Source organism: Thalassospira xianhensis MCCC 1A02616, from assembly GCF_003326475.1.
Lineage (GTDB): Bacteria > Pseudomonadota > Alphaproteobacteria > Rhodospirillales > Thalassospiraceae > Thalassospira > Thalassospira xianhensis.
Genome location: NZ_JPWA01000001.1, coordinates 17446 through 40833, shown reverse-complemented (window position 1 = coordinate 40833; position 23388 = coordinate 17446). Strand labels below are relative to the sequence as shown.

The window sequence follows — 23388 nt, the reverse complement described above, 5'->3', positions numbered from 1 at the left end:
GAGAGCAATGGATGTCAGCTCCCGACGTCATAATCGCTTTTATGCACATCTCAATAAGATTACTGCGCAAGAAAAGGCGGGCGTGGCCTTGATACTTGCTTCTTATCTTGCAAGTCACAATAAATAAGTCGCTGTTCTAATATGTTGACAAGATAATCCTGCTTGAATAAGGTATATCCAACAGAAGAAAGAGGCTCCCATGGCGATTTCGCTCGAAGAACAACTCTACAGCCCGGTGAAAGACTATTTTGAAAGCTTTGGGTATGAGGTGAAATCCGAAGTCCAGAAATGTGACCTCGTGGCTATGAAGGATGACGCCGTTATCGCGGCCGAACTCAAATTGAAGTTTGGCCTTCCTGTGATTTATCAAGCTCTTGAACGGTTGTCGGGTGTGGACCTCGTCTATATTGCCACCGCCCTCCCGGAAGGAAAGGTCGCGCGCAAAAACTGGGACCGACAGGCAAAGAAGGCTATTCGATTGTGCCAGATGCTGGGTGTGGGGCTGATTGTTGTTCACCACAGGACAATGAAGGCCGACTGTCTAGTGGACCCTGCCCCCTACACCCCGCGCAAGTATACCAAGAAACAAAACCGTATTGTTAGTGAGTTCAAGCGCCGCAGCGGCGACCATAATGTAGGTGGAACAAACCGGAAGCGGCTGGTTACGGCATATCTGGAAGATTCACTGCGATGCCTGAGAGCCTTTGGGCTTTATCAGCAGTACCGCGGCGTGGAGATCCGTAATCTGTCCGGGGTCGACAACGCATCGGCTATTCTGCGCAACAATCACTATGGTTGGTTTAATCGGGTGGAGCGAGGCGTGTATGAAGTGACACCGAAAGGTCGCGAGGCATTGCAAGAGTATTCTGACATTATTGCCGCGCAACTAGCACAAGAAAGCCAGGCCCGGTTGCTTGCCTGACAGCATTGTATGGTGCTGCCAAAGCAACATAGTAGTGAGTGGAAAATGGAAGCGATCAGTACAGACGCGTGGCAAGAACATTGCGAACAGCCGCTTGGCCAGAGTTTTTCCCGGACTGGCCCTTACCAGATGAACGGGAATGCCGAAATTGTGTCTGCGGATGGCGTCGTCCTTTTCAAGGTCGTGCCTGAATATGCAAATGCGGTCCTGTTCTGCGTTAATAACCGGGCCGATATCGTTAACTTGCGCATGAACCTGTCGGAAGTTGCACACAAAGCCGGTATCTCTATCACGCGCGCGACCGACGCAGATCTTGGGCCGAGCATTCACTACCTCGAAGCGGCCTACATGAGCAATTATAGGCAGAATGCCTTTCTTTGTGGTGCGAACCCGTATGAACCATATTGGAGTTGCCCCGGGAACCCTGTGGAGGGACTTAACCAAACCTGGCGCTACAATATTGGCATTGATTCCTTCGTTAAGATGTCCACCGCCGTCACCAGTCATTGGGATAGTTTGAAGCTGAGCGAAACTCTTACCCATCTGGAGTTCATGAAGCGGATTGTGCTGCTGCTGAACACACAGCCTGACTTGCCCGAGAGTGTGTCAAGTGTGCTGACCCGAGCGCAGGAAGTGGTCGAAAAGAGCCTTAATGGCAGTCCCGAACTGATGGCCTTCAAACACCGGATTCAGGCAGAGAAGCCGCCGCTGTCACAGAGAGGTCCAAAGCTTTAGTTCCCTGACCTTGAAATAGCGGCGGAGAGTATCATCTCACTATAGCGTGCTTGTTGTGCGCACTCGGCGCTTTGATGCCGTCTCAGGGTCACGTCTGGGACGGCATTTTCTTTTTGTGCAAGGCGGGCCTTTTATCCGGCGACCTCGCCGGTTCCCCGGAGGCATTGGAACATTGGTTTGAAATTATCTGTCACTGTGGTTTCGAGTGGCACCTTAAGGATAACATGATTGTTGACATAGAGAATGGTATGACTTAGATTGAGCCATCGCTGACTGCTCATTAATTATGCAATCCGCGAAACTCGCTTAAAGAAATCCTGACTTTTCAATGTCTTATGGGTCAGGGCCTTCCCCGCATGTGCGGGGGTACACCAGAAACCATTGCGAAGGCGTTGGACCGCCTCAAGTCTTCCCCGCATGTGCGGGGGTACACCTGTAAGATACCAATATGGTTTGTGAGTAACTACGTCTTCCCCGCGCATTCGGGGGTACGCCACTCCTCGCGCAGGTTGTTAAGCTGTTCCATTCGTCTTCCCCGCACATGCGGGGCTCCCCCCTCCATATTGAGGTTATAAATTGTTCGATACTGGGCTGATTATCCACCAGCAATGGCTGAACAAGATTTTCTTCGAAGGCAAAACACTCGAAATGCGTTCGCGTGCGACATCTCGCCGCGGTAGAGTTGGCCTTATTGAAGGCGGTTCAGGGCTAATTATGGGCGCTGCCACACTGGCCGGTACAAGCGGTCCGCTCGGCCGGGACGAAATGCTTGCACTAACGTCGAGGCATATGATTCCGGTAGATGACATTGTCCAGGGAAAAGTGGACAAGTGGAAATATGGGTGGGAACTGGAGAATGCCGTCAAGTTCCGCAACCCTGTTCCTTACACGCACCCACACGGAGCAGTGATTTGGGTGAAACTCCCACCGCCTGTCCAGGAAGCCGTCAGAAAAGAGTATTTCTTCTAGTTGGTTGCCATGGTTATAGATATGATTGAATGCAACAACACGTCGTCATGCACACTCGCCTCTAAGCCATTCAATGGAGGACAACCCCTTGAACAAGAGCAACTTTGCAGCATCTTCAGCCGTTCTCGGATTTTTCCGGTCCGCGATTTCCCAGACGGGCCGAGGTCCTGGAGGAGCCGCTCCTCAACCGGAGAGGCTGTCTGAACACCTTCGCATCATTGCTGAGTACTGGGGTGGGAATGGCCAAACCGACAACACGTTGGGAATGGATGTTATTGTTGCCTCTGGTATTGCGGCTACCATCGCGATTTCAGACAGTGGTTTGTTCGTAGCGGAGCTAAATAGTCGCACGGCAACGCGCGCCCTCGACAACCTTGCAAGAGCGGTTGAGATTTCGGCAAAACCAATTCTTTCATCCGAGGTAAATCCTGACACCGGTGATGAGGGGCCGAAAGGAATTTTCTCTGGCCTGTCGTGCAGCATCAGCAAGATTAGAGGGCTGATTCATGACGATGGCGAAGATTTGTATCTCGTTGGTCGTGAAGGAAAACACGTTACTAAGGTGGCACGGGAAGCATACCTTAATGCTCGCCGTACGGCCCTGACGTCCCCGGAAGCTCTCCTGCAAAGGGGAAGTGATAACCTTCAGTACGAAAATGGCAAGATTGCCGATCGGTTCCTATGCCCTTGCCTTACTGTTGAACCCTGCTTGGGTGATGCTGAGGTGATCTCCAAAGGTGCCGGTGGTGTTGACCCTTCCCCCCTGCTATTGAGGGACTATGTGAGGTATCCCGTGGCGGCTGCGCCCCATGGGCTAAGCCAGAGTTAGGCGGTAACAGTTTGTCCTTTGCAACCTGGTGGCGGACCATGGGTTTAGTCCCTTCGTCTACGGGCGCGGGCATAATTCACAATGGAGTATTCTCTCATGGGAAATCTGTCTCTTCGTTCCGATTTCAGCAAGGCTGCGGTCGCTCTGAGCGGACTGGTGCCTGCTGCTGTTGTCGTGACAGGCGGAACCATCGGTGGAACTGGTGTTCCAATGTCCGACACAATGGCTTCAGTCGCCGGGCATATGGTTGAAGTCGCTCACACACTTGCTGCGAGCTTCGCCCAGGCTGGTTCCTCGACTGATATGGCAACGACCGCGGCGTGGGCGGCCGTTGCACTCGCGCCCATTGCTACGACGTTTGCCATTTCCAAGGCAGGCGAAATTGCGGCCCATGTTGTTGGTGACAAAGTCGGGCAGATGTTTGGGAAGCTCAAAAGCGCTTTCACCGGCGGCGGGATGTCGCGGGAGCTTGCTGCGCAAATCCATTCTATTGAAGGAATGGTTCACGATCGCAATAAGGATGCCTATTTCGTCCAGCGTGCAGGCAGTGATAAGCTCGAGAGTGTTTCAAGGGATGACTACCTTGCCATGCGTCGGGTAATCCTGCGTTCGAATGAAGCAATGCTCCAAACGGGCGGTGAAAACATTCTGTATCAGAATGGCAAAATTACGGATCGTTACAGTGTCTCCTCCCCAACGCCGGGCAGAGGCTTTAGCGACTATGAAGTCGTTTCGCGAAAGCTGGACGGCCCTGGGGAAACACGGCAGTCGATGCGTGAATATGTTGGCGAAGGCGGCTTCGTTTCCTCGCAGGCATACGCCTAAGATGCTTTTCCTCCGCGCAACCATTGCGCCTGAGGACGACGTCGTCAGAAACTTCTCTGGTGTTTATAATGCCTGGGTGAGTAGTGTCTCTGAGATCGCTGAGGCGATTTCAGAGACCTATCCTGATGGAGCGGGCCACCTCCTCCCACCTCGGCAAGACCCCGTTACTGGCGACTGGTGTTGGGAGCCAGAGGCTGGTCTGTCAGGGTTTGGTTTTGATGATGAAGCGTCATTCACCGAAGCTATGAACAAAGTGATGCCTTATGCACAGCACATCGGGTGCATCGCCGTGTTCCGCTCTGGGGACTATGATGCTGGTAAGGGTGTTGATGGCGAAGATTTGTTCAGAGATGCCGAATATCTTGGACAGGTCGAATTGGATATCAGCTATGCCTCACTAATCGAAAAGTTCCAGCCATCACCTCTTATCAACGCTCCTACTCTTTAACATATTTCAGAATTCCCCTACTGCCGCTAAGCGAGATTGACGGACTTCTAGATCAAAAGAAAATCATAATTTTCTGTTTTCCTATTTTTCTTTCGTGATACCATTAGTTTGTCATGTCATTGAAAGACACTTCTCTTGTTTTACTTTAAAGGGCCACGATGTATAGCCTAGTTGTAGCAGTACTGTCGATTTCACTTGGCGTTATATTGGCCTTGGCCAGTGCGGTTTATCTAGGCAATGCGTGGTTTTCGAATACCACAACCAACCAGGTTAAACACTTGTTGGCTGTGGCAGAACAAGTTGCAGCAGCTTCCAAACTGGCAGAAGCGGACGGTGCTCAGTATCCATTATCTTACGGTCTTAGCGTTAATGGGTATTTGTCATCAAATCCTTCCGGTGCTGTAGGGACAGAGGATCAATGGGTAACTGGAGGGGCACCTATTTTTCGCCGCTCCTGGTCTCGTTCAGGTACAGGAGTCTGGTTGCGGCCGATAGAAAATTTTGGAAGACAAGTTACTCTTGAAGACATTGAGAATAACCCAGTGTGTCAGGCGATAGAAAAGATAAATGGGACTGACAACAATATTGGGCCAATAATTACCTCGACTTCTTCCGTAAGTTTAGGGCCTGTTAAGTTCGACTGCATCGGGTTTTCCTACCATATCCTCTTCGCATACAAGGAGTAAGAAAATCCCAAGGCTAGTCACTTTTCGATCTGTTGTAGAATGATTGCTTCCCTCTTACAATTCTCCTTCCAGAGGCTCGAATGTATAGTTTAGTCGTTGCAGTATTGTCGATTTCACTTGGTGTTATACTAGCCTTGGCCAGTGCTGTTTATCTAGGCAATACGTGGTTTTCGAATACCGCAACCAATCAAGCTAAACATCTATTGGCAGCGGCAGAACAAGTTGCTGCGGCTTCTAGAATACAACAAACTGAGCATGGTCCACTTCCGAATTCTAGGGCGCTTGTCACTGCTGGTCATTTGTCGTCAAATCCCTCTAGTGCAACGAAGGTTAAATGGATCGGAAAATCACCCACGCTAAGCAGTTCATGGTTTCGTTACAATGAGATTTGGGTGTTGCCGATAGAAAATCTTGAAAGACAGGTTACTCTTGACGACATCGAGGACACCCCAGTGTGCCAGGAAATAGAGAAGATGAATGGGTCTGACAACAATATTGAGCCGATAATTGCCTCACTTTCTTCCGTAAGTTTAGGGCCGGTTAAGTTCGACTGCATTGCATACTCATACAATAGCTCCCACCACATACTATTCGCATACAAAGAATAGAAAAATTCCTTTTCACCTGTGTGTAAAATGTTGACAAGCGCTTTCTTGAATTATATCTAAGAAATTAGATTGCAAATTATAAGGATGCTTGCCATGCCTACCAAGCATGTAGACCAACACCAGTGGCTAGCGATTGAAAAGCTTGCTGTTGACGCTACCACGCTACCACGCTGCTTCAGCGGCCAGTCAAGGACACCGACGTTCTCAAACTGGTGATTGATGCCGGGTTGGAAGCTATCGGCGATACCGTGACTGATAAGCTGGATGCGTTTAAACCAACCTTCAAAGTGCGGCTTTGGCAATATCCCAACGGCACCATGACAACCAGGTCCCTAAGCTCGTTAACTGATGCTGTTGAGGCATTGGAAGCATCCGAAGCGTGTCTGGTAGTTGTTTCTGGTCGCACTAACAGTGGCCGCACAACCTTCCTAAGCGAACTGCGCCACAGGGTCATCAATGGCAATGACATCGCCATCTTTGACGATGTTCCTGTTGGTGCTGATCTGGTTGGGATCGCGTCCGCCTTCCTTTCTGGTCAACGGACTGTCATCGCACTTCACGCAAATGGTGATGACGCTGTTCTCTCTGTAGTGCAGGACGCTTTATTGCGCGCCTCAAGAGAGGTTTGAAAGTTCAAGCCTTTCGCGATAGAACAGACGGCTGAACTTATGTGTGGGTTGAAGGAGATTTTTGGGATGGCGGACAATCAGTTTACCAAGGGTGCTTTGCTAGTCGAGGTTCGAGGTAAAGCCTATGCCGTGCGCATGAGCGAAGCAGTATTTATCGCTGTTCTCGACGCCGCAAAAGGCGCTACCCCAAATGGGAAATTGGTTTTGGATGACCTGCCCAATCAGAACATCTTCACTGAAATGTTTGAGGTCTCAGAATTGAAGCCGCATCACTTAAACTGATAGCTCGTACGGAGTTGGCAGGTCGCTCCCCGAGCTACTAACGAACAAGGTGGCAATATCATGCAAACACGTGATTGCAAGGACGTCGACGCCCAGTTTGCTCGAAAAAAGCCCTGCGTGGATTGCCCTTTCCGTAATGACGGAAAAGCGCTGAAGCTGGCCGAAGGTCGCCTTGAAAGTATTCTTGGGGGTTTGCTGAGCCAAGCTGACGGCACGTTCCATTGCCACGAGACCGTATACAAAGAAGGTAACGAGAACTTCGACGCTAACGGGAACTACGCTCCGACTGAAATCCATCAGTGTGCCGGGGCGGCCTCAGTCATGCAGAAGCTTGGTCAAGACACGCAGATTGTACAGGTCGCAATGCGCATGGGCATTATCAAACATGACCACTACGAAAAATCTCACCCGCTGACTATTGATCCGAACGCTTTGGATCGAGAAGCTATTCACAAATCGATTTCACAACGTCGCGAAGAAGTCGTCAATCAGGTCAAAGAAAAACTGCTCATTCGATAAGCAATATTTTGCTTGAGACGGCATTCTTTTGCTGGTACTACGGGAAAAGTTTACGCAATCGTTTCTGTTAGGTGAAAATCCTATACAGAGAGTTTATGCCGCCCTCCCCGCTGCAAAGATGCCTAGTTTCCTCTAGGGAAGCTTCCGTAACGGCCAGCACTTTAGGAATCCGTGGACTTTGCGATGCTTTCTTGCATGCCTCGCTGGTAGCCTGTGTCGAACACCGACATCTAGTTTTCAAGGGTGAAATCAATGCAGTCTCAATCTTACGTCGAGCAAATTGGCAAAACATCTGATGATTTATGGCAGCTCCCAAGACTGTCCGCATTTTATCAGCGTGAAGCATGGGTCGATGGTCACGCCACACCATTCGGCGACCCTGAAGAGTTCGATGCAAGCCAAATTTTTCTGTCCTTGGGGATTGATGAGGCTCATGCCGTGCTGGCGACAGTCGAAGCAGGGAGCGTTGCCGCTCTTGACGTTCTCGCTGTAAAGTCTGGATTGGCTGACCGCCCAGGGCATGATGGGCCCTTCACTGTTCGGATTGACGCAGACGAACTTTCCGATTTTCTCGCTGCATTGCGACTAGATGGAGAATTCGACGCTTCCAGACTGGCCCAAACCAGTTTCGTCTATGCCGAGTTGAAGGAACTCCATAGCGAAATTGACACCGGCCGATCTGTTGACGCAAGCCAATTGAGTGCGTCGCTCTCCAGGTCAGCATGCATTTGCGAAACAGATCAAGATAACGACCAGGAAAAATGGTTCCAGATGGCCGTGGTTGATGGGTTGTTTATCCGGCTGTGCGGCAATGCCGCGCTCTGTGGCGATGCTGAGCGGGCATATCTGTTCAGCGCGCGAGAAGCCAAGCCGATGCTTGAAGGCCTTCTGGATGACGACCAATTTGAAGCCCTATTTTCAGACACGGCACCCGGCGGCTCCACCACCGCCCCCAGAATGTGAGGGAGATATCAATGTCGGACCAATTCTACATCATCTCTTTCAAGAATAGCCGATTGCAGGAGCCATTTCGCTTTTGGCGATCCAGCGACGCAGGTTATGCCCTCTCCATTGAAGAGGCCGGACTGTATTCCCCTGCGGACATCATTCAGCATCCCACCTACTATAATGGGGGATCGGAAACCATTGCTGTCCCAAAGGCCGTAATTGATGACTTGGCAGCAGCACCGGACGCCGACTGGGTAAGGCAAAGCAATCTGGCCTTTGGGTATGAAAATCAGAGGCTCCTGGGCTGGAATAAAAAGACGGAAAACAAGCTGGCTCTCGCATCCATTCACGCAACGATCGCACTTCAGGCAGAGGTGCCCACATCAGTGGCCGCGCAACCTGAACAGGCGAAAGTTTTCCAGGGAATTGAGCACCTTCTTGCGGCGGCTCCCAAGATGCCGGTGGGCGTCCAGAGAAAGCTTTGGAAGCTCCGCGAAGACATCATCAATGTGTGTGAGATTGCCGACACAGATCAGTTGTCGTCCGTGCTTGGGAAATCGCTATCCTATCTGACCCAATGTCGTGAGAAATATGCACCTGCTCGCCCGGTAAAAAACGGCCCAGCCAATGTCGGTTTCATGATGGAATGGGCAAAGATGTCCGACGTCAGCGCGGAGGTAAAACGCAACACAGCAGGCGACCTAATTGAGCTTTCTGATGCAGCATTTTCATTGTGTGCGTCTTTCCATGACCTCACGGTGGATGCCAAAGAGATTGCCCAAGAGACCATTGACTACATGGTTCACGATTTGGCCGATGAACTCGACCGCTCAGATGGGTCAAATATCAATAATGGCGGGGTTGAAGCCCAGATAACGTTCCTGTTGGCTTATAACGGGATGGGTGGCGTGCCGCGTATCTCAGCTGCGATTGAGGCCGCCAGATACCCCGACAATGCCGTTACTCCGCAGACCTATCTGGAACGACCACCGTTGGAGTTCAAATTCGGTGACGACAGCGCAACACTGCACTGGAAAGACTTCGAAAGCAGCATCCTTGGACAAACTCTCGATACCGTTTCCGATGAATTTCTGGCCGCCGTAATGGATGGTTCTGATGATCTGGCTCCCAAAATCTATGACGACTTCACCAAGCTGTGCGAACACTTTGTCAAAGTGCAAGCAGCGCTTTTGACCCGTGACGACAATGTTGAAAAGCGCGCAGCTTTTGCAGAGTTTTCGAAGCTTGTGTTTGGTGAGCAACCGCTCGATCCGGGCGAAGACCATCCGGATATTTATCGGGATCAGGAAGTGTTGTCCAACTGGTGCAGGAACATGGCCAGATTTTCCCATACCGCTCTCCCTGCTCGCGCTCCAGGCTATTGACAGCCCGCCCGAAACAATTGCGCACGTGACCTATGACTTCTAAACTCATAGGTCACGTGCCATTTTTGGATACAAACAGGATGATTTCACCACGCACTTCACTGGCTCGTTTTATTGATGTCGTTCGGGATGTTCCAAACTTCGCATTTGGGGCAGATATTGATGAGGCGGCAGCATATCTCTCGAAAGGCCGCATTTTTGCCGCGGATGATGCTGAGGTATGCGCTAAGCATCTTCAGAACCTCGTGGATGGTGCCAAAGCGACCAAAGGGTTCATATTCCAGCCTGACCTTGATGACGCCGAGAAAGCACTCGATGCCTATCGTGCAAGCTTGAGCACAAAATCTGCATCACCGTCTCGGTTGGGTTAGGGCTTTTGATTCACAGCCCTCAGCGGACTGGGCTATTTAACGACGGGATACGGAACTCATCTGGTTTCAGATTGTCGTGTTCTGTGATGGTGTTGTATGCGTGAATCTATTCACGTATCAATTCAACCACTTAGTGGTGACGTGGCTGATTCTATTCATGTTTCTATTCAAAATGCGCATGTCTACTCGCTGCGCATAGCCTTAAATTATTGAAAAATAGGCGCTATTGATGTGTGGGATCAGGGCCTTTCAATTCATAAAACAATTCTCCAATTTTATGCATGAGTCGCTGTGGCTTAGTATCTATTCAGGAATCTATTCATGATAGACCGTAACAAGTTGATTATCGAGGCGGTGAAATCCGGTAACAACACGGTTCCAAAAATTCTGTCTTGGCTGGAGCGGAACGGAACACGAAGTAGTCAACCAACAGTATCGCGTGGCCTTGCAGAACTCATCGCGGATCAACGCATCCGTTCGGAAGGTAGAGGCCGTGCTACGGTATATCTTTATGACGATTACCATGACTACTTCTCCGTTCCAGGCGCACATCGGCGGGCAGTCCCGTATAATACTGATCTCATTGACCAATATCTCCCGAATGAAACCAAATGGTTTTCGCCCCAACAACTAAAGGCGATGGTCGAGGTTGGTGGTGGAGCAGAGATGGAAGCGAGTGCCTATTCCAGGGCAATTGCGCAAAAGCTACTTGTTGACTTAGCGTATGCGTCATCCAGGCTGGAGGGGAATTCATACAGCTACATCGACACCGAGGTTCTCGTCCAATATGGCAAAGTCGCCGAAGGAAAAGAGACTAATGAAACCTTGATGATCCTAAATCACAAGGCGACTATCAGTTATCTGATCGACAGCATCGAAGATATCGAAATTGACGTCCGTGAATTTAAAACAATGAACTCTTTGCTCGCAGCGGGCCTTGTCGATGAGCGGCAAGTGGGCACGGTGAGACAGCACACAGTGGGCGTCGGAAATTCCGCATATGTTCCGCTCTCTATACCGGCCCGACTTGAGGATGAATTTCAGAAGGTCGCTAATAAGGCTGCGCTGATTGTCGACCCATTCGAGCAGAGCCTGTTTCTCATGACGATGATAAGCTACGTGCAGTTTTTCGTCGATGTGAACAAGAGAACGGGACGCCTCATGGCAAATGTGCCGCTATTGAAAGCTGGGCTCTCTCCGCTTTCGTTTCTCAACGTCGATAAGACAGAGTACATGAGAGGGCTTTTAAGCTTCTACGAGCTAGGGCGCACAGACGTTATTGCCTCCGCCTTTGCGAAAGGTTATGTCGCGTCAGCTAGCCGGTATCACGCCTACATTGGGCGTGACCGGTCAGAGATTGAGTTAGAAGCCCGCAACAGGGTCGAGCTTCACCGGGCGGTCAAGGAGTACGTTGAAGGCTCGCTTGAGCTCGGGCAGAAACTTGGGGGCGACTTCTATTTGCGGGAATTCGATGGTGTGGTTGCTGATGACCACGATGCTTTTGTTGTTCTCCTCAGGAAAGCCATCTCGAATCTTCACGATGGCAACCATGTTGTCTATGGGATCAGGAGAAGAGCCTTTGACGAGTACGCCAACCTGCCAGCGTACGGACGGGGCAACACCCCTTGATTATATCGCCATTGGCCAGTCAGGCTCATTTATGGTTTGAGGATAGAGGCGAGCTTCTCGGTATCCTTGGCCAGCATCAAGGTTCCGGCTTCTGAAATCCCCCATTCTGGTGCTGACTCATCTTCATTGACCATCCTAACGAGTTTCAACGCGCGCAAACGACCGACAATCGTGTTGGTCAATTTCAAACTGCGTCCACCTGGAATGTGAAGCGTAGCAGGTGATCCTGGGTATGGCTGCCTGATGACCCCGTTAGTCATGAGGTGATTGATAATGCGCCGATATTCCCTGTTTTCGATAATGTTCTTCGCATACTCCAACGCATTTAGCCTATGAGCTAGTTTCCGCATGTCTTCATACAACCACGGAAATCTATTCATCATTTCAACAGCACGGGATTCCTCGCAAATTACACAAGGCCTGCCAGTGACATCTGCTTGATAATTGTGAGTTTGATAGACGGCGGAAAATTCTTCACTGTACGCCGAGAATTGGTCCGAACTAGCGGGAAGTACGCTATGTGGGCGAATGATGATTTTGCCATTCTCACATCGCTCAACATCCAACTCGAACGTTTTGCTCCGCATATGCTCCTTGGCTTCATTCCGCTGTTTTGCGGTCAAAAAAGAGCCATACAGTCGAAGCTTTTCGGGGGCATGTTCGCCGGACCGGACAGTCTCAATCGCTCGCATGCTCCCGAACCCGCCGCCCAGTTTATTGAACGCTGCGATCTCACTGAGAACATGCCTCCATTTCTCAGCTACATCCTGCTGGGCCAAACGCCTCTTGGCAACTTCCCGTCGGACTGCGATGTTGTCTTGGACCAGCCTGCGGATTTCTTCAATTTTCTCTTCTGAGACATGTGGGATGAGAGTAATAGCGTCATTTAATTCAGTCGCGGCGGCTCTCTGGTCGCCAAGCCTGCCAATCAAAATCAAGGGCGCAGACTGTGAAGCAATGGCAACCATTTCATTCGCATTCAAATACTCCAGTGCCATGGCGAAACCAGTTGCATGTTGCTCGTTTTGGAACACGTGAAGCTCCAGAACAAAAAGCGGGAGCTCTGATGCCGATGCGATAGGCTGATCACCACCGTCTTCATCACGGAAAGAGACGCCCAAAGGGGACTGGCTATCAATCACCAACCGTGTGAAGCCGTGAATCAATGTGTCGTCACTCATCCCTGTCCCCTTCATCATTCAGAACCGAAAGACTTACGCAATATCAGAATGTCGTCAATCTTAGATATTCTTCCCCCACTATGTTGACAAGGAAAAATATTCCGGTTTAGCCTTAATGAATACCTCTTCGGAGCATTCCAATGTATGGCGACAAGCAAAGTTCGTCGGCTCTCGCCGACGGCTTCACGAATGATGAACGAAAGCTTCTGCTGTCGGCGATTGCCGGATATTGCAGCACGCCACGGCCGAGCTGGCATCCTATCGAAGGCTTTAGCCTGTACGAACTTATCAGAAACATCGTTCCGAAGATGTTTATGGGCAAAAACCCGGAGAAACCGGTTAAAAAGGTGCTTCCGTGTGTTGTTGACGAACTGATTGCAGATAATGTTCTCAGTGTCGGCCTCCGCAAGAGGTACGGCGCTTCTGAAGCCGTCTTATTTTACAACCATTCCCGCTACGACGGACAAACCAAGCTTGAGAAAGGGGTGAACTACCGGCGTGAGTGGGTGCGCCGTGTGTATGCCGAGATACCACCCTTGTCGCAGGACAGGATGGAAGATGTGTTTCTCGCCGCCAGGCAGGCTTCAATGTCTTTTGACACTGCGTCTGGTGCACTGACTGTAGCCGGGCTCGATTGCTCTTTTGCTGCGCTAGTCCCGCAGACCATCAAGGTGATTGGTAATGACGTCGTTTATGAAGATGCCATTCTTGCTGCCATCCTTCCAAGCCGGGAAGTTCGGCTATTTCTCTGTGCCCCCGGGGACATCAATTTTGCAAGTTCTGTTGGCCAACCACTCGCATCCGTATCGTTTTCGTCCCCGCCAGATGTTGCGGCATCCCTTGAAGATGGCATGGCCATCTGGCCTTGGACCACCATCCCACTCCTGCCAGCTTCCTTCGAGTTTGATTGGCCTTCTATCGAAGCTTACATCAGCTGCCCGTTGCGCAAGAACCTTCGAAGAGCCTTCGAGAAAGTGCTCGCCAAGAAGACCGCTACTTACAAGCACGTCTCCGGACAAATCAGGGAGCGTCTGAGCGAGGATATTGGTACTACCTGTTCCAGGATTCCAATGAACCGGGTACCCTTGAAAATCTATAATCATTTCGCATCCGGCAGCGAACAGGATATTAGTCGCAGGCGACAGGCTATTGAGGTTTACCCCATCTTTGCCGGGCTTATTGCGACAAGTTCGACGATTGATGCCGCAGTTACCGAGGGCCGACCCCTTCGAGAGCTCATAGTGGCGGAGACCGGCCTTGCTACGCCGATCGTAAAGCGGATCGGGCATTTCCATTGGCAGATGGTCGCGCAGTCGGTAGCCTCAATCCTCTCAGGTTTGCCGGTATCAAAGTTTGGTGACGCGCAAAATGTTTCCGAAGATGAAGGGCTGATTAGAGAAACCATTGTCCGTGCCCTGTCTATCTGTCCTGTTGAGAATTTGCCTCGCAAGCGTGCGGCATGGCGGTCTCTTGAACAGGCTGTCATGCTTCTCGTGAAGGCCGAGAAGACCTGGCTGAGGGTCGGTCAAAGCCCGTGGCGCCAGAAGATGAAAGACGACTTCATCCGGTATCTGTCGAAAGACTGGAAACGCTACTCGGCTAAAGGCATCCCGGTATCGAATGAGTATGTCAGCGATATGCTCTACGATGTCACATCGTTCGTTTCCAGTGCAATCCAAAGTCATCCTCTTCTGGATGATATTCGGCCATCAGATCTCGCCAGGCTTGTCGAGAGGCACCTAGTCTTCGGACAACATCAAACAATCGCGAAAGTGATAGCCACAGCAATCGACTGGCATGACCGATACGAAAACATGCAGGCAACTCTGGAAGACCTTATGGAATACGGCCATCAGGCTTCATCATACAAATGGCCACCGCTAGACAGTGAATTTGCATGCAGCTCCGGAAAAATTGAATGGCTCACATCTCGAACAGACCTGGTGGAAGAGCATCTTGAGCAGTTACATTGCGTGTCGAATTACACAGAAGATTGCTTTTTCGGGCGGTCTCATATCGGTCGGGTCACTGGCGTAGACGGTTCAAGATCCACTGTCGAGTTTGTCGCCAAACCCACGGAGCTCTCTGTCAATCAACATTATGGCGCAAAGAATATGCCTCCCCCGGAAATGTGTGTGCGAACTGTAAAGCAGTTCATATCAAAGCGGCGCAAACACCTGAAACTTGACGCCCTTGAGGATGCGAGAGCCCAGCGCGCGAAACATCGGCCACACAGGAGGGATGACAGCGCATTTGATATCAACTCTCCGACAGAGTGCAGCGCCGTCTTGCGGCTCTATTCTCCGTTTCTGGTAAAGCCATTTCGTTCTATGGAGCGCGACGAATTGGTCGAACTCTTCTGCGAAAGACACCTCCGGCGCGTTGAGGTTGAACCATTGGGCATTAAGGAGTTTGATATGTCCGCAGGAAGCGTCACCTCAACCGCTGTTCTTGCTTACTAAATCAATGTCGTTGTGCCCGTTGCTAATCAGTTGCTTCTGTCTATTTTTTGAACAAGCCATTAAGTCGTTTCCCGATATTTCTTGTCAACAATTATCGTGGGATTTGTTTTGTTCGTCTGCACTTTCCGCTTCTCCTTTGCGTGTTTCCTCGATAAGTTTAGACAAATTTACCGCATTGATAGCGAGGTGACCTTATGCCACTCCAAACTGAAAAGACTTATGCCGAAACAAGCCGTGTACAAGACATGATGCTCGCCCGAGGCTTTGAGGTTTACCATTCTGGTGGAGGCTGCTTCCACTGGTCTCAGGACCTCTCTTTCGGCCGTTATACACTGGTGAACACCGATGAGGATAACCCGCTTGACGGGTCACCAGAAGCGAAGGAATGGCTGTTCAGCGTCCAGACCGAAAATGAAAACTTCATTCAGGTGCTTGAACTTTTGAGCCTGGAGCAGATCTTCGAATTGACAAGCCTAGCTCCGACGAACATCGACGATCAATATGACTGTGATGACTACGACGACGCAATTGCGCTATTCGATAAATTGAAGCTCGACATTTCTGGTTCGAGCGCGAAGCCATGAGCAGGAATCTTCTAATCCGGTCGGTATCACGGTCGACCGGATGTTGGGATATCCACGTTCTCGACTCACGCTCCAAGGCCCGCGCCTTCATTGAGGGTCTGGGCGAGGACGACATCGTGACATTCCCGGCCGGGACATTCCGGCATGGTCTGTATTATTCGAAGGAAGTTGCGATTTCCCGCAATGCAGACGGTAAACTTCAGGTCGCAGGAGTGCCCTGCCCTATTGCAGATCCGAGTTGGTCCCAGCTTTTGAAGGCATCCGAGGCTATTCTTCGAGACGCCTTTAACTTACAACAAATTTTGCAGAACGAAGATGAAACGAGAGCTTTTCTCTGGCCGCGAGACCGCAAGGTAGCACCACATGTCGCTACCGTCGCGTACATCATGTGGCAGTCCTTCACGTCTTCGCCGAACCCTCGGCACGTTTACGAATATAACGAAAATACCAAGGTGACTTTTGAAAGCCGTGCCTTGCAATTCGAGAAGCTGGTCTCTGCCGTACCGAAAGAATTTCGGACACCAGACTTTTTGGGCGAGCAACTGGACATGGCCACACTGACTCTGCCGGGGAATAGTCTGACCCAGGAATGGTACGATAATGGAGACTGGCGTCGGACGAAAGACGCCATGCGCAATGACAGAATTGAAGAAGCTAAGTTCTATTGGGATGCCATGGAAGAAGCGAAGCACGAATGTCGCCCTGTCACTCGGATGTAAAGTCTTCCTCAGTGGAACGGCAGGCTCCACACAAGATTTCCAAGGTGAAACACCGTTTCAAGATGTCTTTTGACCGCTGCCGATAATCAGCAAGTCATTTGCCAACGCTCCGATTAGTCTTGCTGAGCGCACTCTAACGAAAGGCACCTGACAATGGAAACCAAAACCTACGTGGACTTCGTCCTGTCACATGACAAGTGGTCCAAACAGTCCTGCGACACCCTCGTAAAAATGGTGGAAGCATACAACCAGGCGCACGACGCTGGTCGCTACTCACCCGGCAGCGAATATGTAGACGTTTTCGGCAATTTGCTAAACGACATATTCATGTCCGATCTTCGTGTCAAATTCGACAAAGTTGATTCCGGTCTGTCAGTCAAAGGCGACTATGTGGATATTAACACGCTCGTCAACGTCTTCTCTACCGCAATGAAAGTTCTGGACATTGAGGACAGAATTGCTGTCGATTGGGTGTCCGTCGGTGGCGAAAATCCAAAGTTTTCTGCCGGTCTTGTGATTTTCCACAAAGATGGCCGCTTGTACGACAGTACCTTGAAAGAGATCAAGGCTAACGTCCTTTCTGCTGGGGTGCGACAGAATGACACCCCAGATGACTTTGCAAATCAACTGGCGAAAGCGAGTTCGATCTATAACCAGATGACGGAAGCCGGTTACACACCAAAGGTTAGGCAGTATTGCTTCGCCACCTTGGTCTACTGGTCGAAAGAATTACCCGATGGCCTCCACACACAAGTTTTCAACCAAGAAGCTTGGCGAAATGGTCAAAATTCCTTGGATGGCTCGCCAGATGAGAGGGAATGGGTGTTCATTGTTTCAAACGAGACGGATGAGCTTAACTCCATCACAGTGGATGAACATCTGTCCCTTAAAAAAATCGCTGAGCTTACAGAGTTGGTCCCAATGGCGTTTGAGGGGAACTATTCTTGCGAAACGGCGGAAGATGCTACTGCCTTGCTTATTGGACTTAACTCCATGTCGCCTGCGATTTCATCCCGACCTTAAAGCGCCCTCGGCCTGAATAGTCCACAAACAGAAAAGTTCCCTTTTCTTGATGCGGAAAAGGGGGCTTTTCTGTTTGTTAGACTTACTTCTGCTGAAGTCAAAAGCAACTAGGACAACAAGTAGGACATAGATATTGGCAGAATAGTGAATGTTGCGAAACTGACATGGATTGATCCGCGGTTTCGCAGGGAACTTGGTGAAAAAAGCATCCTGCTAACGATGGCAGGCCCCACGAGAAGAAGAACACACCAAGACAATGACGTCGCAAAGCCTGTTTCAGACCAATCCATCGCATTCACGACGCCCAACCCAACAGCAAAGCAAATCCCTCCGAAAATCAGCACCACATTGACGATGTATTCTGCGCTAGGAATCTTACGTTCTATTTCGTGGAAGTTTAGTTCGAGTAGCTTCCCTTGCAACGACTTTTGTCCCACATGCAAAATAGTGGCTGCCAGAAGGTAATATGACGACGACAAACAGATCAGAAAGCCGGTCAGCACCGGTGACGTCGAGAATCTGTCGACAACTTTGCCGTACTCGCTCGTGACTGATTGAACGGCTCCAACGAACATTTCCCAGAGATAGCTCAGGAAATCAATCACGTGAACCAGGATGCCTGTTCCTGACACCACCATCATCGTGGCACCGCCAACCACGGCCAGCCAGACCCACAAATAGGTCAAAGGCAATTTACCCTTGTCATCTCGCAAGCTGTTTTGAGTATCGCTCATATCATCACCATCGAAAGGAAAGAAAAGGAGCCGGATGGTTGAAATCCAACGTGCAGGCTGCCATTTCCCGGAAAACTCCCTTCGGTTTACGCCATTTTCCTTACAATTGGAAGCAATATCAGGAAATAAGTTGACATTGTTTTCCTTTACGATATGAGTTTTCCTTACAAGAGAACAGCAACCATCCTGATTTGGGATTCACATGACGCAAATCGAAACAAGCTCTCCAACAGAGAATGGCAATTCGCTTGCTGCACATGCCCTTCGGGTAAGGGACAAGCATCCGTGGCTGGCCGAAGATCAGGCGCTTGCAATCGCGCATCTGGTGCAGCTTGCAGTTACACATGGACGTCTAACCTTTGTGCCGGTAGCGGGTTCCAGAGGAAATGCGGATGAATCAGTGTTCCTCTTGAGCCTTGAACATCAAAGCAGTTCCGAAGAGAACGGTTTCCCCATGAAGCTCAAGGACATCATGTCCATACGCCCGGCTCTGGCCGATGAGCTTAACCGGCTTCCTATCTATTGTGCACTTCCAGAAATCTTGACGGGTGTGCCGCAACGTTTTGCCTACCGCCGCGCGGCGTCTTGCAGTTGCGGATGGAAGGGACAAGTCTCCGAACTGGGTATCGGCAAACGTCAAGGGAACTGCCCCGCCTGCGACAGCCCGGAAGTCCGCCGGGAAGATGATTTCGAACTGATCGATACCGAACTAAGCATCTCCTTATCTCCGAAACAGTAGATATCTCCTTTTTGAAGGGCGAAACTTCTATGTCATTGCTAGAATTTTTCCTTGCCGCAGAGAATGCATTCTTTGTCTTTTGCGTCGGCTTCATACTGCTGATCTTTGTGCTTGAACTCGCTGGGGCGGTGACAGGTTTTAGCATTCTCGGCTTGGATGACGGGATCGACCTCGATGGTCTTGACCTGGATGGTGGCGACTTCAATCCACTCTCATGGCTGAGCTTTGGTAAAGTACCCATCATGGTCTGCTTGCTATCGCTTTGCCTTAGCATCTCTGTCGTTGGCTATTCTATCCAAGCTCTTGTTTACCTGCTCGCAGACGAGCTCGCCAGCTTGCTGGTTGTCAGCTTGTGCAGCATGGTTCCTGCCTTTGCAATCAATCGGAAAGTTGTCCGTCTCATCGCTGCAATCTTGCCATCAGATGAGACCTACGTGGTGTCGACCAACAGCTTCCTCAATGAAGCAGCCGTCATCATGACCGGGACAGCCGTCAAGGGGCGTCCGGCTGAAGCAAAAGTGTACGACAAATTCGGCCGGGCGCATTTCGTTATGGTCGAGCCCTCTGACGATCAGGAATTTCCCGCCGGGACAGAAGTAATTCTGCTCTCCCGCAACGAACATCTTTTCACATGCGCCCGTGCTCTCAGCGAGAACCGGCCTGTGTTTATCAAACCCTCCCCAAACGCGTAATCCAACCCTGGAGTAAACCTGTATGATTGATATCCTTATTTATGTTGCGGCGTTTCTTGTCATCGCCGCAGTGACACTCGGCACCATCGGCTTCGTGTTTGCCCGTTTGTATAAGCGGAGCACCAAGGAACAGGCATTCGTCCGCACCGGTCTTGGCGGTGAGAAAGTCATCCTGGACGGCGGTGCCGTTGTTCTTCCGGTTTTCCATGCCATGACGCCGGTGTCCCTCAAGACACGGAAACTTATCGTCAATCGCGACAAATCCAACGCTCTCATCACCGCAGACAGCATGCGCGCCGATGTTTCCGTTGAATTCTATGTTCGCGTTAAGGCTGACAAGGAATCCATTCTAGTAGCCGCGACAACTCTCGGTCAGGCCACCAACGATGTTGGCGCAATCCAAGCACTTGTTGAAGGTAAATTCGTTGACGCATTGCGTTCGGTCGCCTCGACGATGAACCTTGAGGAACTCCACCGCAAACGAGAACAGTTCGTCCAGAACGTCCAGAACACTCTTTCCAAAGAACTCGGAAAGAACGGACTTGAGCTCGAAGGCGCTTCGCTTATCCAGCTTGACCAGACGGACGAGCAATATCTGAACGAGGGCAACTCCTTCGATGCGGCCGGTCTCAAGAAGCTGCGTGAGATTACGGAAGGCAAACGCCAAGAGCGCAATAATATCGAGCGCACCACCGAAGTTGCTATCAAACGCCAGGACGTGGATGCCAAGAAGTCCACTCTCGATATGCAGCTTGAAGCCGAAATTGCTGAAGCCGCCCAGGAACGAGAAGTCGAGAATACGCGTGCCCTTCAGCGCGCGGAAATCGCTGCTCGCAAAGCCGAAACGGATCAGTCTGCTCGTCAAGCCGAAATCAAGTCCGGTCAGGCGATTAAAATTGCTGAAATCGAGGCGCAGGAAAATCTGGCACTCAAACAGCAAAGAACGGACGCTTCGGTCGCTAATGCGTCGAAGGAAGTCTCGCTGTCGCGTAAAGAGGCCGCAGAAGCCGAAGCAAGTGCTGTGAAGGCTACCGAGGCGATCGAGACTGCCCGGACGGTTGAAGTCGCTGAACGTGAGAAGGCTGTTAACCTGGTCAAGGCGGAAGAACAGGCGCAGGCCGCTCTCATTCAGGCACGTGCCGAAGCTGATGCCGAGAATGTCCGGACTGATGCCATGATGCGTCGGTTCCAGGCTGAAGCTGACGGCAAACGCGCCCTCATTGAAGCCGAAAACGTTATGTCGGAAGGTGTTCGTCAGTTGCACATCATCCGCAGCCTGCATGCAGCACTGCCGGAAATTATTGCGCAATCTGTCAAGCCGATGGAAAAAATCGACAGCATCAATATTGCCCAGATTGGCGGTCTTGACGGACTTGTCGGTGGCGGAAATGTCGGGCAAGGGGTATCCAATGCCAGCTCAGGTAGCCTTCCAGAGCAGATTGTGAACTCGGCGCTAAGGTTCCAAGCCTGCAACCCCTTGTTGAGCAAGCTACTGGCACAGGCAGGAATTTCCAGCATGTCAGCTCAAGGGCTGTCGGAAACACTTGGCGCCAATATCACCGGTGAAGCCTACGATGCTGTGGTTGAGAAAGCGAAAGAAGCGGCCTCATCGCTTGAAGCTGAAGCGTCAAACGATGACAGCAGTGTCACTGATGCTGTCATGACCGAAGACAACACAACGGCGGCCTAACAGCGTCTGCGCTTGTCGAAAGAACCAAAGCATCCTAAGGGGTTGGCGCTGCAAAGTGCCAGCCCTTTTTAAATGTTGACAAGGATAGTGAACCGTCTATTCTTGAGGGAGCAATTCAATTCGGAGATATCACCATGCAAAGAATTTCAGCAGCCGCTATTCTTGTAGCTGCAACACTTGTGAGCATCTCCGGAGCATCCGCAGCCCCCACCGCCTGCCCGAGCCACTATGTCAATGGGGAAGCTCCAGATATTATCAATCAGAAACTCGCACCGAAAACCCGCGAGGTCTGCTTTGAGGCATTTGGCGTCCTGCATAGCGGGATTACGAGAACCCCGTTGTTCTCTGCCGAATATCTTACTGTGGCGCGCCTTTCGGACGCGCGCGGTGATGAACGGAACGATACGTTCCACGAGGAACAGCGGCTTCCAGAAGACGAAAGGTCAGAGCTTTCGGATTATAAGCGGTCGGGCTGGGATCGAGGGCATCTGGCACCATCGGCGGATATGCCCGATCCCGAGACGCAGCATGAAAGCTTTTCAATGGCGAACATGATTCCCCAAGCCCCCAATAATAACCGTGGGGTATGGGCAAACATTGAGCGTGCTGTCCGTGAACTTACCTTCAATACGGGCGAGGTTTACGTCGTTTCCGGGCCAGCGTTTATCGGAAGCCGTCTGGAAACGCTGAAGCGCCGCGTGGTTATCCCCACACATGTCTGGAAAGCTGTCTATGTCCCATCCCAGAATATGGCGTCTGCATATCTGACGGTGAATGCCTCCGGGAGTGAATGGCAGGAAATCTCTATCCAGGACCTCGCAGAAATGACCGGGATTGACCCCTTCCCTTCTTTGACTTCCGCTGTCAAACAGCAGCTTGTCGATTTGCCCGACCCCATCGCTTACAATCGGCAGAAGGTATCGTCTTCGGAACAGAATAAATCCAGTCAGGCTGCCAAAGTGATTGGCGATGCCTTGTTCAACATGATTCGTAGGTAAGAGGTTTTCATGGTAGCAAAAATGAACACCCCTGTTGGCAATCACGAACAGGATCAATTGAAACCCGACATTCAAGCTGTTGGTCATGGAGGCTGTTGGTTTACCTTAAGCCCTGGACAATCCATCATGCCAACCATCACCCCAACCAAACTGAAGAAGCTCTATGATGGAAACGACACGTCAGCCCGAAACCGCATTCGCGAACCGCAAAAATCCTAAAACCTTAGTCCTTTCCGCCGCGACCGGGGAGGAAGAGCTGACACGGAAGACGAGTACCATTCTCAGGCTACACCCTGAGCTGGTGCTCGTCAGCAGAGGTTCTTCGTTTGACGTGAAGCAAACTCTTCGACGGTTTGCTGACGTCGGTATTGATGCAAAGGTCTATTCTGAACCATTTGAAATCCAAGGCCACTGTCGGACTATCTAGATAGTACCGGCGATAGCCAATGTTTGAATGAACACCTGTTGCCGTTCTTCCCCTCAATCAAGGAACGTTCAATGTCTGTTGAAAAATTCGCCCCATTCGAAAATGAAGAGCAAGTTCTTCAGCTTGGTGAACTTACTATCGAAAATCGGGTCGACCGGGTCAGTTTGTTCGGCTCCATTGATATCAAGCGATCCAAAGATGGCCTCGCCGTCGCCCGACAGCTTAAACAGCTCCTTGATGGTGTTACGGCCGCGCTTGAAAGCGAAGTCAATGCGCTGCCCGGCACCATTGACGACGCTCGGACAGACAGTATCGAAAATCCATTCTAGGGCTTGCAGCGGGTTTTCAAGCAGG

At 50.8% G+C, this 23388-nt stretch carries 27 protein-coding genes; 25 read left to right on the top strand and 2 right to left on the bottom strand.

What is annotated here, in order from left to right; genetic code table 11:
- The first annotated feature begins 199 nt into the window (after positions 1-199).
- The 15 genes from TH5_RS00245 to TH5_RS00170 all read left to right on the top strand — a co-directional run bounded on the left by TH5_RS00245 (position 200) and on the right by TH5_RS00170 (position 11785).
- Positions 200-922: a DUF2161 family putative PD-(D/E)XK-type phosphodiesterase gene (locus TH5_RS00245; RefSeq protein ID WP_114120005.1), complete on the top strand. Its 723-nt coding sequence runs from the start codon at positions 200-202 to the stop codon at positions 920-922.
- A gap of 45 nt (positions 923-967) precedes the next feature.
- Positions 968-1657: a hypothetical protein gene (locus TH5_RS00240; protein WP_147249987.1), complete on the top strand. Its 690-nt coding sequence runs from the start codon at positions 968-970 to the stop codon at positions 1655-1657.
- 576 nt (positions 1658-2233) lie between these two features.
- Entirely contained in the window at positions 2234-2626 is a 393-nt protein-coding gene (locus TH5_RS00230) for an ASCH domain-containing protein (RefSeq protein WP_114120002.1), read from the top strand.
- 88 nt (positions 2627-2714) lie between these two features.
- On the top strand, positions 2715-3455 hold the full coding sequence (locus TH5_RS00225) for a hypothetical protein (RefSeq protein WP_147249986.1): 741 nt from the start codon (positions 2715-2717) through the stop codon (positions 3453-3455).
- Between the two features lie 96 nt (positions 3456-3551).
- A complete protein-coding gene (locus TH5_RS00220) occupies positions 3552-4280 on the top strand; it encodes a hypothetical protein (protein ID WP_114120000.1) in 729 nt (242 codons plus the stop codon).
- Between the two features lies 1 nt (position 4281).
- A complete protein-coding gene (locus tag TH5_RS00215) occupies positions 4282-4728 on the top strand; it encodes a hypothetical protein (protein WP_114119999.1) in 447 nt (148 codons plus the stop codon).
- Positions 4729-4886: 158 nt separating this feature from the next.
- Entirely contained in the window at positions 4887-5414 is a 528-nt protein-coding gene (locus TH5_RS00210; RefSeq protein ID WP_114119998.1) for a hypothetical protein, read from the top strand.
- 80 nt (positions 5415-5494) lie between these two features.
- Complete coding sequence (locus tag TH5_RS00205; RefSeq protein WP_114119997.1) at positions 5495-6022, top strand: hypothetical protein; 528 nt, start codon at positions 5495-5497, stop codon at positions 6020-6022.
- 248 nt (positions 6023-6270) lie between these two features.
- Positions 6271-6651, top strand: coding sequence for a hypothetical protein (locus TH5_RS00200; protein ID WP_147249985.1), 381 nt, complete (start codon positions 6271-6273; stop codon positions 6649-6651).
- 66 nt (positions 6652-6717) lie between these two features.
- On the top strand, positions 6718-6933 hold the full coding sequence (locus TH5_RS00195; RefSeq protein ID WP_147249984.1) for a hypothetical protein: 216 nt from the start codon (positions 6718-6720) through the stop codon (positions 6931-6933).
- Positions 6934-6993: 60 nt separating this feature from the next.
- On the top strand, positions 6994-7452 hold the full coding sequence (locus TH5_RS00190) for a hypothetical protein (RefSeq protein ID WP_114119994.1): 459 nt from the start codon (positions 6994-6996) through the stop codon (positions 7450-7452).
- 252 nt (positions 7453-7704) lie between these two features.
- Positions 7705-8415: a hypothetical protein gene (locus TH5_RS00185; protein WP_114119993.1), complete on the top strand. Its 711-nt coding sequence runs from the start codon at positions 7705-7707 to the stop codon at positions 8413-8415.
- Positions 8416-8426: 11 nt separating this feature from the next.
- Positions 8427-9785 (top strand): hypothetical protein, encoded by a 1359-nt coding sequence (locus TH5_RS00180; protein ID WP_114119992.1) that lies wholly within the window; start codon positions 8427-8429, stop codon positions 9783-9785.
- Positions 9786-9817: 32 nt separating this feature from the next.
- On the top strand, positions 9818-10156 hold the full coding sequence (locus TH5_RS00175) for a hypothetical protein (protein WP_167443412.1): 339 nt from the start codon (positions 9818-9820) through the stop codon (positions 10154-10156).
- A gap of 321 nt (positions 10157-10477) precedes the next feature.
- A complete protein-coding gene (locus tag TH5_RS00170; protein ID WP_114119990.1) occupies positions 10478-11785 on the top strand; it encodes a Fic family protein in 1308 nt (435 codons plus the stop codon).
- A 29-nt stretch (positions 11786-11814) separates the two neighbouring features.
- Here the strand turns inward: TH5_RS00170 and TH5_RS00165 are convergent, their stop codons facing one another.
- On the bottom strand, positions 11815-12966 hold the full coding sequence (locus TH5_RS00165; protein WP_147249983.1) for a hypothetical protein: 1152 nt from the start codon (positions 12964-12966) through the stop codon (positions 11815-11817).
- A gap of 140 nt (positions 12967-13106) precedes the next feature.
- On the opposite strand from TH5_RS00165, the gene TH5_RS00160 reads away from it, so the two are divergent.
- The 4 genes from TH5_RS00160 (at position 13107) to TH5_RS00145 (ending at position 17754) form a co-directional block, all read left to right on the top strand.
- Positions 13107-15428 carry a hypothetical protein gene (locus TH5_RS00160; protein ID WP_114119988.1) on the top strand — a complete coding sequence of 774 codons (2322 nt, stop codon included), beginning with the start codon at positions 13107-13109 and terminating at the stop codon, positions 15426-15428.
- A gap of 194 nt (positions 15429-15622) precedes the next feature.
- Positions 15623-16012, top strand: a complete 390-nt coding sequence (locus TH5_RS00155; RefSeq protein WP_114119987.1) for a hypothetical protein — start codon at positions 15623-15625, stop codon at positions 16010-16012.
- A complete protein-coding gene (locus tag TH5_RS00150; RefSeq protein ID WP_114119986.1) occupies positions 16009-16731 on the top strand; it encodes a hypothetical protein in 723 nt (240 codons plus the stop codon). The genes TH5_RS00155 and TH5_RS00150 overlap by 4 nt, the downstream gene beginning before the upstream one ends.
- 153 nt (positions 16732-16884) lie before the next feature.
- Positions 16885-17754, top strand: a complete 870-nt coding sequence (locus TH5_RS00145; RefSeq protein ID WP_114119985.1) for a hypothetical protein — start codon at positions 16885-16887, stop codon at positions 17752-17754.
- A 107-nt stretch (positions 17755-17861) separates the two neighbouring features.
- Here the strand turns inward: TH5_RS00145 and TH5_RS00140 are convergent, their stop codons facing one another.
- On the bottom strand, positions 17862-18488 hold the full coding sequence (locus tag TH5_RS00140; protein WP_114119984.1) for a hypothetical protein: 627 nt from the start codon (positions 18486-18488) through the stop codon (positions 17862-17864).
- A 202-nt stretch (positions 18489-18690) separates the two neighbouring features.
- Between TH5_RS00140 and TH5_RS00135 the strand changes: the two genes are divergently transcribed.
- From TH5_RS00135 to TH5_RS00110, 6 genes are all read left to right on the top strand, one after another.
- Positions 18691-19227 (top strand): hypothetical protein, encoded by a 537-nt coding sequence (locus TH5_RS00135; protein ID WP_114119983.1) that lies wholly within the window; start codon positions 18691-18693, stop codon positions 19225-19227.
- 29 nt (positions 19228-19256) lie between these two features.
- Positions 19257-19919 (top strand): OB-fold-containig protein, encoded by a 663-nt coding sequence (locus TH5_RS00130; protein WP_114119982.1) that lies wholly within the window; start codon positions 19257-19259, stop codon positions 19917-19919.
- 22 nt (positions 19920-19941) lie between these two features.
- A complete protein-coding gene (locus tag TH5_RS00125) occupies positions 19942-21609 on the top strand; it encodes a flotillin family protein (RefSeq protein ID WP_114119981.1) in 1668 nt (555 codons plus the stop codon).
- Between the two features lie 134 nt (positions 21610-21743).
- Complete coding sequence (locus tag TH5_RS00120; protein ID WP_114119980.1) at positions 21744-22607, top strand: DNA/RNA non-specific endonuclease; 864 nt, start codon at positions 21744-21746, stop codon at positions 22605-22607.
- Positions 22608-22616: 9 nt separating this feature from the next.
- Positions 22617-22826 carry a hypothetical protein gene (locus TH5_RS25205; protein WP_147249982.1) on the top strand — a complete coding sequence of 70 codons (210 nt, stop codon included), beginning with the start codon at positions 22617-22619 and terminating at the stop codon, positions 22824-22826.
- Positions 22827-23105: 279 nt separating this feature from the next.
- Positions 23106-23363, top strand: a complete 258-nt coding sequence (locus TH5_RS00110) for a hypothetical protein (RefSeq protein ID WP_114120513.1) — start codon at positions 23106-23108, stop codon at positions 23361-23363.
- Positions 23364-23388: the final 25 nt, after the last annotated feature.

Bases quoted from the DNA above. Each gene is read 5' to 3' on its own strand.
- TH5_RS00245 (WP_114120005.1), top strand. From the start codon at position 200: ATGGCGATTTCGCTCGAAGAACAACTCTACAGCCCGGTGAAAGACTAT.
- TH5_RS00240 (WP_147249987.1), top strand. From the start codon at position 968: ATGGAAGCGATCAGTACAGACGCGTGGCAAGAACATTGCGAACAGCCG.
- TH5_RS00220 (WP_114120000.1), top strand. From the start codon at position 3,552: ATGGGAAATCTGTCTCTTCGTTCCGATTTCAGCAAGGCTGCGGTCGCT.
- TH5_RS00215 (WP_114119999.1), top strand. From the start codon at position 4,282: ATGCTTTTCCTCCGCGCAACCATTGCGCCTGAGGACGACGTCGTCAGA.
- TH5_RS00210 (WP_114119998.1), top strand. From the start codon at position 4,887: ATGTATAGCCTAGTTGTAGCAGTACTGTCGATTTCACTTGGCGTTATA.
- TH5_RS00205 (WP_114119997.1), top strand. From the start codon at position 5,495: ATGTATAGTTTAGTCGTTGCAGTATTGTCGATTTCACTTGGTGTTATA.
- TH5_RS00195 (WP_147249984.1), top strand. From the start codon at position 6,718: ATGGCGGACAATCAGTTTACCAAGGGTGCTTTGCTAGTCGAGGTTCGA.
- TH5_RS00190 (WP_114119994.1), top strand. From the start codon at position 6,994: ATGCAAACACGTGATTGCAAGGACGTCGACGCCCAGTTTGCTCGAAAA.
- TH5_RS00185 (WP_114119993.1), top strand. From the start codon at position 7,705: ATGCAGTCTCAATCTTACGTCGAGCAAATTGGCAAAACATCTGATGAT.
- TH5_RS00180 (WP_114119992.1), top strand. From the start codon at position 8,427: ATGTCGGACCAATTCTACATCATCTCTTTCAAGAATAGCCGATTGCAG.
- TH5_RS00175 (WP_167443412.1), top strand. From the start codon at position 9,818: ATGACTTCTAAACTCATAGGTCACGTGCCATTTTTGGATACAAACAGG.
- TH5_RS00170 (WP_114119990.1), top strand. From the start codon at position 10,478: ATGATAGACCGTAACAAGTTGATTATCGAGGCGGTGAAATCCGGTAAC.
- TH5_RS00165 (WP_147249983.1), bottom strand. From the start codon at position 12,966: ATGAGTGACGACACATTGATTCACGGCTTCACACGGTTGGTGATTGAT.
- TH5_RS00160 (WP_114119988.1), top strand. From the start codon at position 13,107: ATGTATGGCGACAAGCAAAGTTCGTCGGCTCTCGCCGACGGCTTCACG.
- TH5_RS00155 (WP_114119987.1), top strand. From the start codon at position 15,623: ATGCCACTCCAAACTGAAAAGACTTATGCCGAAACAAGCCGTGTACAA.
- TH5_RS00150 (WP_114119986.1), top strand. From the start codon at position 16,009: ATGAGCAGGAATCTTCTAATCCGGTCGGTATCACGGTCGACCGGATGT.
- TH5_RS00145 (WP_114119985.1), top strand. From the start codon at position 16,885: ATGGAAACCAAAACCTACGTGGACTTCGTCCTGTCACATGACAAGTGG.
- TH5_RS00140 (WP_114119984.1), bottom strand. From the start codon at position 18,488: ATGAGCGATACTCAAAACAGCTTGCGAGATGACAAGGGTAAATTGCCT.
- TH5_RS00135 (WP_114119983.1), top strand. From the start codon at position 18,691: ATGACGCAAATCGAAACAAGCTCTCCAACAGAGAATGGCAATTCGCTT.
- TH5_RS00130 (WP_114119982.1), top strand. From the start codon at position 19,257: ATGTCATTGCTAGAATTTTTCCTTGCCGCAGAGAATGCATTCTTTGTC.
- TH5_RS00125 (WP_114119981.1), top strand. From the start codon at position 19,942: ATGATTGATATCCTTATTTATGTTGCGGCGTTTCTTGTCATCGCCGCA.
- TH5_RS00120 (WP_114119980.1), top strand. From the start codon at position 21,744: ATGCAAAGAATTTCAGCAGCCGCTATTCTTGTAGCTGCAACACTTGTG.
- TH5_RS25205 (WP_147249982.1), top strand. From the start codon at position 22,617: ATGGTAGCAAAAATGAACACCCCTGTTGGCAATCACGAACAGGATCAA.
- TH5_RS00110 (WP_114120513.1), top strand. From the start codon at position 23,106: ATGTCTGTTGAAAAATTCGCCCCATTCGAAAATGAAGAGCAAGTTCTT.